This window comes from Pontibacter sp. GD7 (assembly GCF_058216375.1).
Genome location: NZ_JBYZMP010000007.1, coordinates 1 through 14,528 on the forward strand (window position 1 = coordinate 1; position 14,528 = coordinate 14,528).

Sequence of the window (14,528 nt, forward strand, 5' to 3'; positions counted from 1 at the left end):
GGCGTTTTTAGAAGCAGAACACATAGAAGCCTCCTGTCTTTAGGTGATACATATAGCTATATCCCTAAAACAGGAGGCTTCCCTTTTTCATCCCATTACAAAGTTCGGGATGACTCATGCTTTTTGATCCTAGAAGTGAGCATCATAAGTGGCGGATGACCCTAAGCTTCAATACGGTTTTAATAAGTGAAAAGAGTGTTCCTCCAGTCATTCTTTTAACATCTCTTACCAATACACGCTTAGCTCTGTCCACAATATGAGCTGGTGCATTTTGCAGGGAGCCGGTATTGAATGGGGGCTGTGGGTCGTATTCCTGTATTAACTGCAATGCCTTGGCAGTTTCCTCTCCAAATTCCAGTGAAGCCAGGTACAATGCTGCATCAATACCAGCAGAGACCCCTGCAGCAGTAATGACTTTACCATTTCTCACAAACCGCTCTGCTACCGGATGAGCTCCGAGTTTTCCCAACTGATCGTATAAAGCCCAATGAGTAGTTGCTTGCTGATCTTTAAGTATACCCGTAGCAGCTAAAATAACAGCCCCTGAACACACAGCCAATGTCCACTTTGTCTTTTGATGTACTTCACTAATCCATTCCAAAAGCTGTTTGTCTTGTATAGCCTGTAGAAAAGTGATGGTTGAGCCCGGCAACACTAGAATATCTGCACTGCTGATCTCAGAAATGGAATAATCTGCAATGAGCCTGGCATGTTTATAGTCACTTTCGATAATGCCCTTTTCTTTGGCAACAAATACCACCTGGGCACCAGGCAGACGGCAGAGTGTTTCGTATGGCCCTATTACATCTAAAGCCGTAAACCCATCATAAAGCAATATTACAATTTTCATTTTCCCCTTATTTCTTATTGCACAAAGGTATATGCTAATGGAAGCTGTCCTTTTACATCATTTGGTCAATCTGTTACATAAATTCCAAAAGTAGGCTTCAATTAATAAGGCTTCTGTGCAGGTGTATCATGCTATATATTTAAACTAATCTCCCTTCTCTTTTGGAATCTATACTTTCTCACCTATATTTGAATCGACTTTAGGGGTGTCCTTTAAACAGGGCTGAGATTTTACCCTTTGAACCTGATGCAGTTCATACTGCCGTAGGGAAAAGCGAATACATACCGGGATTTTTTTCTTTCTCTCCCCAGGTCCATTCCTAAGGTCTATTGCACCAAATCTACAGGAATGGAAATTTCAGTAAACCAAAAAGCACAAACCGTAGCCGACAATTGCTCTTTACAGCAGTTGCTTCAAACGCTATTGCCTCAGCACCAAAACGGATTTGCTGTTGCGGTCAATAACGCCATTGTTCCAAAATCCAACTGGGACGATCACTCCTTACAACCAAACGATTCAGTCACCATCATCAGAGCAACGCAGGGCGGTTAAGCCTTAGCCTTTTCATCTGTAATTATACTTTTATGAAGAAAGAAAAAATACCCCAACAACAAACCATAACGCGCGCACCGTTTCCGGCATCGAAAAAGGTGTATGTAAAAGGCCAGCTACACGACATCTCTGTGGCCATGCGCGAGATCAGCTTAACCGACACCAAAATCTTTGGCTCAGAAGGCCAGGTGGAGAAAAACGCTTCTGTAACGGTATACGATACCAGCGGACCTTATACTGATCCGAACATCGAGATCGATTTAAAGCAAGGCTTGCCCGCCCTGCGCAAAGACTGGATTCTGAACCGCGGTGATGTAGAGCAGTTGGATGGCGTTACATCGCAGTATGGCAAGCAGCGCCTGGCTAACAACAGCCTGGATTACCTGCGTTTCCAGCACCTGAGCAAGCCGCTTTGTGCCAAAGATGGGCAGAATGTAACGCAGCTGCACTACGCTAAAAAAGGGATCATCACGCCGGAGATGGAGTACATCGCCATCCGTGAGAACCAGCGTATCGATACACTGAACGAGCAGCTGAAAGACCAGAATCCTATACTTTCGCACCAGCATAGCGGCCATAGTTTTGGTGCCAACACGCCAAAAAGCCACATTACCCCGGAGTTTGTAAGACAGGAAGTAGCCGCAGGTCGTGCTGTTATTCCTGCCAATATCAACCACCCCGAAAGTGAGCCGATGATCATTGGCCGAAACTTCTTAGTAAAGATCAACGCCAACATCGGCAACTCTGCTGTTACTTCCAGCATTGAAGAAGAAGTGGAGAAAGCCGTATGGGCCTGCCGTTGGGGAGCCGATACCATCATGGACCTTTCTACGGGCAAGAACATACATGAAACCCGCGAGTGGGTGATCCGCAACTCCCCTGTTCCGATTGGCACCGTGCCGATTTACCAGGCCCTGGAGAAAGTTGGCGGTAAAGCCGAAAACTTGACCTGGGAAATCTTCCGCGACACACTGATCGAGCAGGCTGAGCAAGGGGTTGACTACTTTACCATACATGCCGGTGTGCTGCTGCGTTATGTGCCATTAACGGCTAAGCGTCTGACCGGTATCGTATCCAGGGGTGGTTCTATTATGGCAAAGTGGTGCCTGGCACATCATAAAGAGAACTTCCTGTATACGCACTTCGAAGAGATCTGCGAGATCATGAAAGCCTATGACGTTTCTTTCTCGCTGGGCGATGGGTTACGCCCTGGAAGTATAGCCGATGCCAACGATGCAGCGCAGTTTGCCGAACTGGAAACGCTAGGCGAACTCACCAAGATTGCCTGGAAACACGATGTACAGACGATTATTGAAGGTCCGGGCCACGTGCCAATGCACCTGATCAAGGAGAACATGGACAAGCAACTGAAGGAGTGCCACGAAGCACCGTTCTACACGCTTGGACCATTGACTACTGACATCGCACCTGGTTACGACCACATCACATCTGCCATCGGTGCGGCCATGATCGGCTGGTTTGGAACGGCCATGCTTTGCTATGTAACGCCAAAAGAGCACCTGGGCCTTCCGAATAAAAAAGATGTGAAGGATGGTGTGATTACTTATAAGATTGCCGCACACGCCGCCGACCTTGCCAAGGGACACCCGGGAGCACAGTACCGCGACAATGCCCTGAGCAAGGCACGCTTCGAGTTCCGTTGGGAAGACCAGTTTAACCTGTCTCTGGACCCGGACACAGCCCGTGAATTCCATGATGAGACCTTGCCTGCCGAAGGTGCTAAAATTGCCCACTTCTGTTCTATGTGCGGACCAAACTTCTGCTCTATGAAAATAACGCAGGAAGTACGTGAGTATGCCGACCAGCAGGGTGTGCAAGAAACAGCTGCCCTGCAAAAAGGCATGGAAGAAAAAGCGAAAGAGTTTGCCCAAAAAGGAAGCGAGCTATACCTGTAAATGAAGCTGATAGTTATCTCCAGTCCCGAACCGATAGCCGAAGAGGCACAGCGCATCAACGAGTTGTTTGAGGCGGGGCTGGAGTACTTTCATTTACGCAAGCCATACTTTACAACAGAAGAACTTAGGCAGTTATTGCAGCAGATAAAGCCGGAGCACTGTGCAAAAATAGCATTGCACCAGCACCACGAGTTGGCAGCTTTGTTTGAAATAAACCGCTTACACTTTATCGAAGCCAACAGAAGTATGACTACGGCAGAAGACCTGATTAAACTGCAAACCGCAGGATATCAGCTCAGCACTTCTGTGCACGAAATAGCATCGTTGCAAAGGCTAAGTCCATGTTTCTTCTATACTTTCTTCGGGCCTGTGTTCGACAGCATTTCAAAGCCAGGTTATACTTCTAAGGTGGCAGACGGCTTTTACTTAACTGCAGCAGAGAAACCTATTCAGGTGATCGCCCTGGGTGGGATTGATGCGCAGAATGTTGCCATGATCCGAAGTATGAATTTCGACGGAGCAGCTATACTTGGCAGCGTCTGGAAACAACCTGAGCAGGCAGTTACTTCTTACCTGAAAATTAAAGAGAAATGTCAGACACCAGACCTTACGTACTAAGCATTGCCGGTTTCGACCCGAGTGGCGGGGCCGGTATACTTGCCGACATCAAAACGTTTGAGCAGCATGGTGTTTATGGCTTTGGCGTATGCTCTGCTCTAACGGTTCAAAACGACACAGAATTCCTGAAGCTGCAATGGATAATTGCACAGGAGATCATAGACCAACTGGAGCCACTGGTAAGCAAGTTTCCTATACTTTCATGCAAGATTGGGATTGTGCAAAGTATGGGTGCGCTGCTGGAGATTATTTTATACTTGAAGCGACAGCAGCCTGAGATACAGATTGTTCTTGACCCGGTTTTAAAAGCCAGTGCAGGTTTTGCTTTTCATGATGCTTTACAAGAGCAGCAACTAAACGCTGTATTGCAGGAGCTAACCCTGGCTACTCCAAACTACAACGAGATACAGCAGCTCAATCCGGAGTTAGCACCAACAGACGCTGCCGGAGAAATGGCAAAGCACTGCGCCATACTTTTGAAAGGCGGCCATAATCCCGAAGCCTTAGGTACAGATTACTTTTTCTATCAGGACACCTGCACCGCATTAGAGCCAACATTATCAAATATTTCTCCTAAGCATGGTTCCGGCTGTGTGCTGTCGGCTGCCATTGCGGCCAACCTGGCATTGGGCCATACTTTAGAAGAAGCCTGCCGCCGGGGCAAGCGCTACACCGAATCATTTTTAAGCAGTAACCCTTCCCTACTCGGGTATCACAAACATGATCGCTAAACTACACTACATATCGCAGGAAACTAACACGTTAACCCATCTTACGGCCATACATAAAGCCCTGGATGCCGGCTGTGACTGGGTGCAGCTGCGGGTAAAAAACAAGCCAGAAACTAAGGTTGTCCATTACGCAGAAGCGGCTAAAGAGCTATGCGCAAAGTATGGTGGGAAGCTTATCATCAACGATTACCCGCACATAGCCAAAGCTGTGGAAGCAGATGGTTTGCACCTGGGCCTGCAGGACATGCCTATCCTGGAAGCCAGGTGTATTGTCGGGGAAAGTATGATCATTGGGGGCACCGCCAACACTTTACAGCACATCAGGCAACGCGTATCAGATGGTGCCGACTACGTTGGGTTGGGGCCTTACCGCTTCACAACCACCAAAGAAAAGCTGAGCCCTGTGCTGGGCCTGAATGGCTATACTTCCATACTTCGTCAGCTAACTCTGGAAGACATCAGCATTCCCATCATAGCTATCGGTGGCATTGCGGCAGCCGATGTGCCCGAACTGCTGCTTGCGGGGGTACATGGCGTTGCCATATCAGGGGCCATTACCAATAGCCCTACTCCTGCTGCCTTTGTCCAAACTATTCAAAAAGCAATTTCACACGCAAGTATCGCCTTATAATATGTTACAGATAGCAGATAAAACCTTCAATTCACGCCTGTTTACCGGCACGGGCAAGTTCAGTTCATCCGGTTTGATGGAAGAAGCCTTACTGGCATCAGGTTCCGAGCTGGTAACTGTTGCTTTAAAACGTGTGGATATTCATGCCGAAGAAGATGATATACTTTTTCACCTGAAGCACCCGCACATCAACCTGCTGCCAAACACTTCCGGGGTTCGAAACGCAAAGGAAGCCGTGTTTGCTGCGCAGCTGGCCTGTGAGGCACTGGAAACAAACTGGTTAAAACTGGAGATCCACCCGGACCCGAAGTACCTTTTACCCGACCCGATAGAAACCCTGAAAGCTACAGAAGAACTGGCTAAACTGGGCTTTGTGGTGCTGCCTTACATCCACGCGGACCCGGTACTGTGCAAACGCCTGGAAGAAGCCGGAACAGCCGCCGTTATGCCACTGGGCTCTCCTATTGGGAGCAACAAGGGGCTTAAAACTATTGATTTCCTGGAGATCATCATCGAGCAGAGCAAGGTGCCCGTGGTAGTGGATGCGGGTATTGGCAGTCCGTCGGATGCGGCAAAGGCTATGGAACTGGGTGCCGATGCGGTGCTCGTGAACACGGCCATTGCGGTTTCAGGAAACCCGGTGCAGATGGCAATAGCGTTCAAAATGGCCGTTGAAGCCGGACGAATGGCATTTGAAGCAAAGCTGGCTAAACCTGTACAACATGCCGCAGCAAGCAGCCCTTTAACTTCCTTTTTAGATGAGTAATTTCAGAGAGATTTTTGACAGCTATACCTGGGAGCAGGTAAAGGAAAGCATTTATGCCAAAACTGCCCGCGATGTGGAGCATGCCTTAGGTAGCCAGAAGAAAACACTGGAAGATTTTAAGGCCCTGATCTCGCCGGCTGCCGCACCCTACCTAGAGCAGATGGCGCAGTTGAGTCAGCAGATTACCCGCAAGCGCTTTGGCCATACCATGCAGATGTACGTGCCATTATACTTGTCCAACGAGTGCCAGAACATCTGCACCTATTGCGGCTTTAGCTACGACAACAAAATGCGCCGCAAAACACTTACCGATGAGGAGATCCTGCTGGAAGTACAGGCCATAAAAAAACTAGGCTACGACCACGTGCTGCTGGTTACTGGCGAGGCTAACAACACCGTGCATGTAGATTACTTCAAAAATGCGTTGCAGCTCATCCGGCCATACTTTTCGCACATCTCCATGGAAGTGCAGCCCCTGGACCAGGACGAGTATGAAGCGCTTATACCTTATGGCCTGAACACCGTGCTGGTATACCAGGAAACCTACCATAAAGACGATTACAAGAAACACCATACTAAGGGCAAGAAATCAAACTTCTACTACCGGTTAGATACCCCGGACAGGCTGGGTAAAGCAGGTATTCATAAGATGGGACTTGGCGTGCTGATTGGCCTGGAAGATTGGCGCACAGATTCCTTTTTTACAGCCTTGCACCTGAATTACCTGGAGAAAACATACTGGCAGACCAAGTATAGCCTTTCGTTCCCGAGACTGCGGCCTTTCTGTGGTGGCCTGGCCCCAAAAGTAGAAATGTCGGATCGTGAGTTGGTACAACTGATCTGTGCTTACCGCATCTGTAACGAAGAAGTGGAATTATCGCTCTCTACCCGTGAGTCGGAGAAGTTCCGGAATAACGTGGTAAAGCTTGGCGTTACATCCATGAGTGCAGGCTCGAAGACGAATCCAGGGGGTTATGCCGTGGAGCCGGAATCTTTGGAGCAATTTGAGATTTCGGATGAGCGTAGCCCCGAACAGATTGCCGCCATGCTGAAATCGCAGGGATACGAGGCTGTTTGGAAGGATTGGGACAGGGCTTTTTAAACGACAACTTAGGTGGTTTGTTATTGGAGTTGTTTTAACTGAAGCTGAAACGCTTAAACAAACCGCTGTTCCGGACATGAATGCCCGGAACTCTTTCTGCTGCGGACTCCCAAGTCCGCAAAAAGGAAAGGCTGATCAACGGGGACTAGGAAGTCCCCCCCCTGGCTCTTTCGGACATGGATGTCCGAAAGAGCCAGGGGGGGAGTTAGTATGATATTATTTGTTGGATCGCACATGCCGCAAGTTTAGCGATAGCGCAACTTGTGGCTGCCTTTACCGCAAGTTTGCAACTTGCGCAAGTTACAAACTTGCAAACATTGTCAACCACCAGTTACCGCTGCGCTCAAACTGGCGGTATTTCAGATAATATCGAACAAAGAATGTTACATCTAGAGAGCTATATCACGAATAAAATATAACATGCTACTACCAGAAGAAATAAAGCGATACAGCCGGCACCTGATACTCCCCGAGATCGGATTGGAAGGCCAGGAATTACTAAAACAGGCAAAGGTACTGATAATTGGTGCCGGGGGCCTGGGTTGTCCTGTTCTGCAATACCTTACGGCCGCTGGCGTGGGCACCATCGGTATAATAGATGATGATGTGGTAGACGAGAGTAACCTGCAGCGCCAGATACTTTACTGGCAAGAAGATGTGGGACGAAAAAAAGCCGTAGTAGCAGAAGAGAAACTAGCAAAGCAAAATCCGTTCGTTCAATTTCATACTTACACGGAGCGACTCACAACTGATAATGCAAATGTGCTATTCAAAGAGTATGATGTCATCATAGACGGCTCTGACAACTTCCCTACCCGCTACCTGGTGAACGATGTTTGTGTGGCGCTTGACAAGCCGCTGGTATTTGGCTCCATCCTTCGGTTCGAAGGACAGGTATCGGTCTTTAACTTCCAGAACGGGCCAACTTACCGCTGCATCTACCCTGCCGCTCCGGAACCCGGTGAAATGCCTAATTGCTCTGAGGTAGGTGTGCTGGGTGTATTGCCTGGATTAATTGGCTCATACATGGCAAACGAGGCGATCAAGATCATCTGCCAGGTTGGAGAGGTGTTGGCGGGCAAACTACTTGTACTGAATACACTGGAGAACAGCACCAATATTTTCTCCTTTGAACGCACAGACATTGCGACTCATACTACTCCTGTGTCAGCTGCCGCTTGTGCTAGCGCTGCATCTACAGTACGGGAAATCACACACCAGAAATTAAAAGCTTGGCTGGAAGAGAAAGGGGACATTTACCTGGTGGACGTGCGTGAACCATACGAATTTGAGAGCTTCAATATAGGTGGTGAGAACATTCCGCTTAGCACCTTGCAAGACCAGATGCAAACCTTCCCTGTTGACAAGAAGATCGTGTTCTGCTGCCAGTCGGGGCTTAGAAGTATGTTTGCAGCCAGCTTGTATGTAGCCAACAGCTTTAATCGCTCCATCTTTAACCTGAAGGGCGGCCTGCAGGCTGCAAAGGAAGTTCTTTAGCTAGAAGAGGTTCTTATTCAAAACGGATTTACCCACCCCTACCCCTCCCAAGAGGGGATTATCACAAAATTGTAAAAAATTCTCCTTCTAGGAACAGGGCCGTTTCATTCTATTTTTCTACCGCAAGTTTTCAACTTGTGGTTTGACATGGCGTTGAGTTTTCAACTCAACTGGGCCAGAGGCCCAGCTATAGCCAATTAAGAGTCGCAGATCCCGGACTTGATTCGGGACAAGGACACTCGCGCCATGACCTTGTTTTTGAAAAATGAAGTCCCTATTTCGGTTGTAAATAATCTTGCACTCAAATCGCATTTATGGCTCTCCGAGCCAGTTGAGGAAGCCTGTCCCGGGCGGAGTCCCGGGAAGACTCAACCTTACTTGTTAGTCACGAATCTGGAGATCCGCGCCAGAAAAAAATAGAATGAAACGGCCCTGCCCTCAAGGGGACAATTTCTGTTAAAACTTAACGGCACGGCTATTGGGAGGGGTGGATTAATCGCAACTTGAGCTAATATTATAACAAAAACAGCCGCTGAAGTAAAAAGCCCCATCAAATCTATATACTTGATGAGGCTTTTTTTATTTCTTACGGCCTATTACCAGAAATCAGAAGGACTGAAGATCTTGCCCCGGTTATTTACCAGGATTCCAAGTACCACTTCATGGGCACCGCCGCCTATCCTGTCCATTCCATTGGAGGCCACATCATAGGCATAGCCTACCTGCAGCAGGTTGCTCACGTTTACGCCCCCAAGTATAACCGGAGTACGGTTTTGCCTGTAAGATCCTCCCAGCCATACTTTATCATAATACATCAGCTTCAGGTTAACGTCAACGGAAGTGGGTGCGGGACTGGCATACTTTACCAGCACCGAAGGCAACACCGTAAATTTGGGCGTAACCACCAGTTTGTAGCCTCCCATAAAAGTATGGTGCGCCCTGGAACTGGCAAGGTGGCTTTCCTCGTCGTTAAACCTGGTGCTAAGCTCATCCTGAAAAAGCTGCGTGCTGGATGTTCCTACAAAGAAGCGCTTGGTGTACAGCAACACGCCTGCTGTTATGTTTGGCTTCACGCGGTTGTAATTGCCGCCCATAAAAGTAGGGTCGTTAGGGTCGGTTAGCTGCAAACCTTGCTCATCCACCCTGTACATCGAAATGCCCCCCGATAAGCCAGCCGACATTTTAAGTTCTTTTGTAAGTGGCAAATGGTAAGCATAGGTCACGCCGGCATCAGTTCGCTTAAGAGCCCCTGCCCTATCCGAGATAACCGATAAACCGACACCATGATGCGGCCGGGCTTGTTGCGTTTCTCTTTTTTTATAGTTCTGCAGCAAAGCGTTGCTGCCCGTACGGCCCCTATAAGGTACTGAGGTTGCCGTTGTGTTCAGGTTCATCTTACCAATCGGCATGTGTGCCGTAATGTAGTATGATTCCGGAGCCCCGTCAATACCGGCCCACTGGTTGCGGTAACCCGATCTCACGTCGCCGTAGTTCTCAGAGCCGGCCAGGGCAGGGTTGACCAGGTAACCGTTCAGCATATACTGGCTGAAATGCGGCAACTGCTGCGAAAAAGCTTTCAGGCTAAAGTACAACAACATCGAAAGTATACATAGCTTTTTCATTTGCGAAGTACCGTTATAGAGCCTGTAAATGCTTTTCTCCCTTTGTTGGTGTCGATCACATAATAGTAGGCCCCATCTGGCAGAGGCGAACCGTTTCGTGAACCGTCCCAGGGCGTGGTGTACCCTTTGGTTGAATAAATCTTATCTCCCCAGCGGTTGTAAATGTCAATGGTGATGTCAGGATAATCCTCAACGCCTTTTATCAGCCATACATCGTTAATACCATCCCCGTTAGGCGAAATGCCGTTCGGGATGCGTAGGCGCTGTAATACCCGCACCGTAACCTCATCGGTACTTATACAGCCTTCGGCCGAGGTCGCTGTTAACGTATAAGTTGTAGTTACTTCCGGGTTTGCCACTGGCCGTGCAACCGAAGCATTGTCCAGGCTAATGGCCGGAGACCATTTCAGGGTGCCGGTTCCGCTGCCTGCCAGGGTTATACTTTCGCCTTCGATGATCTCCAGGTCTGGGCCTGCTTTTGCCTCAGGATAAGCACTGAATTTGATCTCCACCTCATCGGTAGTTGCGGCACAAGGGCTGTTACTCACTGTCCAACGAAGGCGGTAGTTTTCCTCCATTTTGCCCGTAAAGCCTGATCTTGGGTTGGTAGGGTCTGCCAGTTGTCCGCCTGCACCTGCCACAATTGTCCAGAGGCCGGTTCCGTGTGGCGGGGTGTTGGCTTGCAATAAAGTATAAGTTAACCCGCAAACTGGCTTTTGATCAGGCCCGGCATCCGCTACAGGGGCGTGTACTATGGTCAGGGCTTGTGTCAGATCGGCTGTGCAGCCATCCGTAGTTGTAACCAGCAGCCTAACCTGGTATGTACCCGGTTGGCTATACTTGTGAGTTGGGTGCTGTGTGTCAGCTGTATTGCCATCCCCGAAGTTCCAGGCCCATGCTATAATGTTACTCCCTGCCGCCACCGTGCTCTTATCCTGAAAAGCCACGGCATCCGAAATACATCCCATTACTGGCAGGAAAGCTGCTGTCGGCTTGGCGTATACTACTACTTTCTGTTTTTCTGTGTGCTGGCAGCCTTTGTCCGTGGTAACCACCAGTATAACTTCGTAAGTACCTGCGCTGGCGTAGCGGTGTGTCGGGTTCACGGCACTCGACGTATTGCCATCGCCAAAATTCCAGGCATGTGATACAATGCTACCCTGCGCTACCGTAGAGGTACTTTTGAAGCTGGTAGTCTCCCCAAAACATACATTACCCGTTTCAAAGCCAGCTGTTGGGCTAACAAACACGGTTATTGTTTTAGTAGTAAAGCCATGACAGATGATACCGGAATAAGCTTTCAGGCTAACCTGGTAAGTGCCAGGAGCTTTGTAGATGTGCAGCGGGTTTTGCTCAGACGATGTGGTGCCATCCCCGAACGTCCATTCCCATTTCACGATCTTACCAAAAGCAATAGTAGAGGCATCCTGAAACTGAATACCATCCCGCTGGCAAGAACCTGACGTGGTAAAATCGGCCTGTGGATTTGCCCCGCTCACAATGTAATCTTCTTCTATGGTGCTGGTACAGCCTTTATCTGAAGTGGCAGTTAATTTTACCTTGTACACGCCTTCCGATTTATACTTGTGCTTCGGATTAGTTTGCGTAGAGGTGGTACCATCACCAAAATCCCATACATAGGTCAAAGTACCTGAGCTGATGGTGGTCTTGTTCACGAACTGCGCCTCATCGTTTATACATACATCAGGCAACTCGAATTTCATTTGTGGCTTCGGATAAACCACCACCTGTTTTGTTACGGATGTTTTGCAACCCTCCTCGAAGGTAAATGTGAGGGTAACATTATAAGTACCCGACTCTGCATAGGTATGCTGCGGATGCTGTGTGCTTGCCTTGTTACCATCTCCAAAGTCCCATTCCCAGGCCGTTATGGGTACCACGGAGGTAGATTTATCGGTAAAATTGGTAATAAATGTATTGCAGACTGCCGGCGCATCAAAGGCCAGTACAGGTTTAGGCAGCATCTCTACCTGTTTGCTAACCTCGTTCACACAGCCGGCACTGGTTTTGGTGGTAAGCTTAACTGTATAGATACCGGGACTGGCGTAAGCATGTCTCGGATTCTGTTCTGTTGAGATTTTTCCGTCACCAAATTCCCACAGCCACTCGGTTACCTTGCTGTTGTTACCGGCAACCGTAGAGGCATCAGTAAAAAGCAAAGCCCCGTTCAGGCATTCAGACTTATAGGTAAAGTTCGAAACCGGGTTCGGGTATACGATCAGCTCTGCGGTAGATTCATCTTTTGAATCGCAATCGTTGCCGTTGTTTTTTACAGTGGTCAGCTTAACCATGTAAGTGCCCGGTGCCGCATAAGTATGGGTAGGGTTTTGCAGCGAGGAGGTATTGCCGTCTCCGAACTCCCACAACCAGCTCTGTGGCTCGTAGTTGGCGAATCCTGTAAAAGTAACTGTCTGTCCGTCGCAATAAGATGGCTTGCCGAAGGTAATGTTCTGGTTCAGGTTTTTGATGTTTGCCCCCGCCGAGTAGCCATACGACTCCACGTTGCCAAACCCGTAAGCCATGGCATTAAAACCGATATCGGCGGTTAACCTGTGGTTACCTGCTCCTACCGTGGCTTGTGCAAAGGAGTACTCCGGGTTTGCCGCTACTGGTGTAAACGTTATCGGTTGGCCATCCAGCCTGAAAGAGGAAACAGCCTCCGTTTTGATCACCACATTAATGTAGTGCCCCGTGATCATAAAGTATGGCGATGAATAGAGTGTAATGTCGGTCAGGGTTTGCTCTACCGGGTTAAGAATGATCATCTCCGGGTCGCCGGTAACGTTATCGCAGCCCTGGGTACGAGCATATTGCAGCAGCGTGATCGGGTGGGTGGCTGTGATGTAATTGGCAGTAGCGCTGTTAAACTCATAGTACTCGCCGGCATTTAACGTTTGGTTGCTGCCATTTATCGTAACTACTGTATTTTGTTGTGAGGCAAGCACCCTGAAAATATCTCCACCGGTTCTGGTCTTGAGTGGTGCGGTAACAAAGTTTGAGCCCCAGGTACTGAGTGGGTATAGCTGCTGATACAGATTGTCCCCGCTACCGGCACCGTTACAACCAAGCGCAACAAAGCTATTACCCGAGAAAACGGCGATCTTCTTACAGTCACCTCCCCCGCTACTTACTGATATTATTTTGCTGCCTGTCAGGTCGGAGGCCGATTGCACCTGGTATACCTGCCCCTTGTTCAGGCTGACCTGGAAAGGAACGTTTGCTGCCTTGCCGCCTCTGGTTGCAGCTTTAGGAGTGATCTCTACCAGGGTATTGTCTTCAGTAGCCACTACCATAAACTCAGCATATTGGCCCGAGGTGTGGGGTTGGTAGCTAGTGGCAAAATATTCGCGACCTAAGGTATTGGTGGGTAGTACGAGGGTTGCACCGGAACGTGCTTGCGCGTAGATATGCGAGTACACCACGATCGGGTGCTCCGACACAACCTGTATCCCTTTGTCCTCGAGTTCTTCTGAAGTACCTACATAGGCAGCGGAGCTTATGGGTGCAACCGTAACGCTGTTCGCCGTTACCGTATAGGTGTTGGAGATTCCCAGTTTCGGGATAGAAACCGTGGCCGTTGTGTTTACACTCGAGGTCAAGTATAAACTCATCTGCGATTTGGTGCCATCGATATGCCCTGTATACCCCACCCAGAAGTTGGTACCACTATTGGATGTATTCTGCGCCGACACCTCCAAAGCGATGCAGCAAATAAGTAAAAGTATAAGGGGAATGTATTGCGTAAAAAGTTTCTTCAAATTACCAGTAGACTTAAGTCGTTCGCCCTTAGAACCAGATAAACACCGGAAGTTAAAAGGGTTGAGAAAAAAAAATCGCTAACAGTACACCATACATGCAGCACGAATCAAATGCTGAAAATGCACTTGCAAAAAATTAAGTCTGTGTTTTGAGATCAAGTATGGAATGGCCTGAAAAATCAGGCGCTAAATATATGAAAATCAAACAGAAATAAACAAGCAGTTTGATAGCAAAACTTTTATTTATTCAGTGTTACAACATCACATAAATAAGTAACCTCGCAGCTCTTCCCCGACCTCGCAGCGTCCGAAGGTCCTGCGAGCGTCTAAAAATTTAAAACAGGCAAATGTTGAATGAGTGGATGAGTGCATGAGCAAATCTTAAACTCTTTAACTTTCTAACTCTTTAACTCTCTAACTCTTTAACTCTCTAACTCAAAAGACGCTCGCAGGAGCTGCGCACG

Annotated in this window: 11 protein-coding genes and 1 riboswitch; of the genes, 8 read left to right on the plus strand and 3 right to left on the minus strand. The window is 48.5% G+C overall.

Features of this window, described 5'->3' with window-relative positions:
• Positions 1-142: 142 nt before the first annotated feature.
• Positions 143-850 (minus strand): DJ-1/PfpI family protein, encoded by a 708-nt coding sequence (locus AC4BAP_RS12110; RefSeq protein ID WP_490582919.1) that lies wholly within the window; start codon positions 848-850, stop codon positions 143-145.
• A gap of 191 nt (positions 851-1,041) precedes the next feature.
• Positions 1,042-1,137: riboswitch (TPP riboswitch) on the plus strand.
• A 61-nt stretch (positions 1,138-1,198) separates the two neighbouring features.
• On the opposite strand from AC4BAP_RS12110, the gene thiS reads away from it, so the two are divergent.
• From thiS to moeB, 8 genes are all read left to right on the plus strand, one after another.
• Positions 1,199-1,402 (plus strand): sulfur carrier protein ThiS, encoded by a 204-nt coding sequence (thiS, locus tag AC4BAP_RS12115; RefSeq protein WP_490582920.1) that lies wholly within the window; start codon positions 1,199-1,201, stop codon positions 1,400-1,402.
• 32 nt (positions 1,403-1,434) lie between these two features.
• On the plus strand, positions 1,435-3,318 hold the full coding sequence (gene thiC, locus AC4BAP_RS12120; RefSeq protein WP_490582921.1) for a phosphomethylpyrimidine synthase ThiC: 1,884 nt from the start codon (positions 1,435-1,437) through the stop codon (positions 3,316-3,318).
• A complete protein-coding gene (locus AC4BAP_RS12125; RefSeq protein WP_490582922.1) occupies positions 3,319-3,936 on the plus strand; it encodes a thiamine phosphate synthase in 618 nt (205 codons plus the stop codon).
• Positions 3,909-4,667 carry a hydroxymethylpyrimidine/phosphomethylpyrimidine kinase gene (locus AC4BAP_RS12130; protein ID WP_490582923.1) on the plus strand — a complete coding sequence of 253 codons (759 nt, stop codon included), beginning with the start codon at positions 3,909-3,911 and terminating at the stop codon, positions 4,665-4,667. The genes AC4BAP_RS12125 and AC4BAP_RS12130 overlap by 28 nt, the downstream gene beginning before the upstream one ends.
• Positions 4,657-5,298 (plus strand): thiamine phosphate synthase, encoded by a 642-nt coding sequence (locus tag AC4BAP_RS12135; protein WP_490582924.1) that lies wholly within the window; start codon positions 4,657-4,659, stop codon positions 5,296-5,298. The genes AC4BAP_RS12130 and AC4BAP_RS12135 overlap by 11 nt, the downstream gene beginning before the upstream one ends.
• Position 5,299: 1 nt before the next feature.
• On the plus strand, positions 5,300-6,064 hold the full coding sequence (locus AC4BAP_RS12140) for a thiazole synthase (protein ID WP_490582925.1): 765 nt from the start codon (positions 5,300-5,302) through the stop codon (positions 6,062-6,064).
• Positions 6,057-7,166 carry a 2-iminoacetate synthase ThiH gene (gene thiH / locus AC4BAP_RS12145; protein WP_490582926.1) on the plus strand — a complete coding sequence of 370 codons (1,110 nt, stop codon included), beginning with the start codon at positions 6,057-6,059 and terminating at the stop codon, positions 7,164-7,166. The genes AC4BAP_RS12140 and thiH overlap by 8 nt, the downstream gene beginning before the upstream one ends.
• Positions 7,167-7,586: 420 nt before the next feature.
• Entirely contained in the window at positions 7,587-8,663 is a 1,077-nt protein-coding gene (gene moeB / locus AC4BAP_RS12150) for a molybdopterin-synthase adenylyltransferase MoeB (protein WP_490582927.1), read from the plus strand.
• 596 nt (positions 8,664-9,259) lie between these two features.
• Here moeB and AC4BAP_RS12155 read toward each other — a convergent pair.
• Entirely contained in the window at positions 9,260-10,285 is a 1,026-nt protein-coding gene (locus AC4BAP_RS12155) for a PorP/SprF family type IX secretion system membrane protein (RefSeq protein ID WP_490582928.1), read from the minus strand.
• Positions 10,282-14,064: a gliding motility-associated C-terminal domain-containing protein gene (locus tag AC4BAP_RS12160; protein ID WP_490582929.1), complete on the minus strand. Its 3,783-nt coding sequence runs from the start codon at positions 14,062-14,064 to the stop codon at positions 10,282-10,284. Before AC4BAP_RS12160 ends, AC4BAP_RS12155 begins: the two co-directional genes overlap by 4 nt.
• Positions 14,065-14,528: the final 464 nt, after the last annotated feature.

Bases quoted from the DNA above. Each gene is read 5' to 3' on its own strand.
- moeB (WP_490582927.1), top strand. From the start codon at position 7,587: ATGCTACTACCAGAAGAAATAAAGCGATACAGCCGGCACCTGATACTC.
- AC4BAP_RS12130 (WP_490582923.1), top strand. From the start codon at position 3,909: ATGTCAGACACCAGACCTTACGTACTAAGCATTGCCGGTTTCGACCCG.
- AC4BAP_RS12140 (WP_490582925.1), top strand. From the start codon at position 5,300: ATGTTACAGATAGCAGATAAAACCTTCAATTCACGCCTGTTTACCGGC.
- thiS (WP_490582920.1), top strand. From the start codon at position 1,199: ATGGAAATTTCAGTAAACCAAAAAGCACAAACCGTAGCCGACAATTGC.
- thiH (WP_490582926.1), top strand. From the start codon at position 6,057: ATGAGTAATTTCAGAGAGATTTTTGACAGCTATACCTGGGAGCAGGTA.
- thiC (WP_490582921.1), top strand. From the start codon at position 1,435: ATGAAGAAAGAAAAAATACCCCAACAACAAACCATAACGCGCGCACCG.
- AC4BAP_RS12155 (WP_490582928.1), bottom strand. From the start codon at position 10,285: ATGAAAAAGCTATGTATACTTTCGATGTTGTTGTACTTTAGCCTGAAA.
- AC4BAP_RS12135 (WP_490582924.1), top strand. From the start codon at position 4,657: ATGATCGCTAAACTACACTACATATCGCAGGAAACTAACACGTTAACC.
- AC4BAP_RS12110 (WP_490582919.1), bottom strand. From the start codon at position 850: ATGAAAATTGTAATATTGCTTTATGATGGGTTTACGGCTTTAGATGTA.
- AC4BAP_RS12125 (WP_490582922.1), top strand. From the start codon at position 3,319: ATGAAGCTGATAGTTATCTCCAGTCCCGAACCGATAGCCGAAGAGGCA.